At 73.6% G+C, this 1,888-nt stretch carries 1 protein-coding gene; it reads right to left on the bottom strand.

The annotated features are described in order from the left end of the window. Nucleotides 1-56 precede the first annotated feature (56 nt). The coding region (locus K6I33_RS34620; protein ID WP_229358764.1) for an RICIN domain-containing protein at nucleotides 57-1,888 on the bottom strand (1,832 nt) is incomplete at its 5' end.

Here is a 1,888-nt window from a genome sequence, read left to right as displayed (position 1 = left end):
GTGGTGTGGGGGGTGGTGGTGGCCGCCGGCCCGGATCGGGGAGGGACGGTGGTGCGTCAGGAGGCCTTGGCCAGCGTCCAGTTCTGGTAGCCCTGGTTGTTGCGCTGCTGGAGTTCCAGCAGCTGGCCGCCGTAGTACCAGCGGCTGCTGATGCCCAGGACCAGCTGCGAGCCCTGCGGCTGGAGGACGTACGAGCCGTCGCCCGCGGCGGTCAGCCGCCACTTCTGGGCGTTGGTGTCGTCACAGGACCGCTGGGCGACGTACTGGCCGGCCACCGCCCGCCCGTCGGTGCCCGGCTGGAGGCACTTGCCGGACTGGACGGACTTCAGGCGCACCGCGCCGCCGCCCGCGTTCTCGAACGTCCACTGCTGGTTGGCGTAGCCGTGCCGCTGGTAGGCGATGGCGACGGTGCCGTCGGCGGAGGAGCTGCCCCAGAGGTCGGCGGCCTGTCCGGTCAGTCCGTTGACCAGCACGTACTTACCGCCGGGCCGGGTCTGGCCGGTGGTGGCCGCGAGGGTGCGGAAGGCGGCGGCGCGGCCGGGCGCGGAGACCTTGCCCTGCCCGTCGCGCACGGCGACGGCGACCCGGTGGGCGCTGTCGGGCGTGAGCCGGGTGATCCGCAGGGCGGTGTCCTTGACGTCGGCCAGCTTCCTGCCGTCGAGGAGCAGCTCATAGCCCGTGGCCCCGGCGACCGGGTTCCAGCTGACGAGCGCGGAGTCCGGGCCGACCTGGGTCACCTGGACGTCGGGGCCGGTGGACGGGCGCGTCGGTCCGGACGTGGGCCCGGTGGTGGGGGTGGGAGTGGGCGAGGGGCCGGTGCCGGGGCCCTTGCCGCCGCCCGCGATGAGGAAGCGGTTGTTGGCGATGTTCCAGTGGGTGGCGAGATAGCTGCCCGGGCTGGGGTTGGTGTGGAAGTAGTCGTCGTGATGGCAGTCCAGGCGCTGGTCGCCGGCGCGGTCGGGGCAGAGGATCTGCATCTGCGGGTAGTTGGGCGCGTCCGAGTAGCACATGATGTCCCACTCGTCGACGCAGTGCCCGGCGCGGCTGGTGTGCGGGGCGCTGTTGTTGACGGCGCCGAGGTTGTGGCCCAGTTCGTGGGCGGGGGTGCTGCCGCCCCAGCAGCCGGAGTCCGTACGGCCGTAGGAGGGGCCGAAGTTGCTCATGTTGTCCTGGCCGGGACGCTCGTCACCGTTGAAGGTGCCGATGCCGCAGTAGATCTGGGTGTCCGCGAAGATCATGTACTTGCGGTCGCGGCGGTTGAAGCCCTTGGCGGCCAGCGCGTCGTTCGTCGCGCCGAACTCCTGGAGGGAACCCGCGGGCAGCTCGACGTTCAGGACGGAGGCGGTGCAGTCGGACTCGGTGACGTAGCGGACGTGCCGTTCGCCGCCGGTCTCCTGGGCGCTCGCGTTGTAGATGAGGTCGGTCTCGGCCGCCCACTGCTTGAACGAGGCGGCGTACTGGGCGAAGCGGTCGCGGCCGGGCGCGTGGGCGTACAGCACCTGGACGCGGTTGCCGCCGGAGCCGTCGCCCTCGCACACCACGCGGGAGCCGGACGGGGCCTGCGGCGTGGTCGTACCGCCGCCGGGCGCGGCCGGGGCGGCCACGCCGCCGGTGCGGGCGTCGAGGACGGGCCGCGCGCCGCGCAGCGCCTCGGCGGCGGAGGGGGCCCGTCCGCCGTCCCCGGCCGGGTCCGTGGACCCGGAGGCGGTGGCGCGGGCCACCGGCTGGGTGTCCTTGGCGATGTCGACGCCCTTGGGCGGCGCGTCCGGGCCGTGGGTGCACAGCCGCGCGGAGGAGACGCGGTAGACGCCGGCGCAGGGGTCGCCCTTGGGGGCGGGTTCGAGGCCCTCGTAGACCATGCCGCGCGAGCTGTCGGACTTGGGAGTGG

This window comes from Streptomyces sp. UNOB3_S3, assembly GCF_020740895.1.
GTDB lineage: Bacteria > Actinomycetota > Actinomycetes > Streptomycetales > Streptomycetaceae > Streptomyces.
The sequence above is the reverse complement of the archived record's forward strand: the minus strand, read 5'-3'. Positions and strand labels throughout refer to the sequence as shown.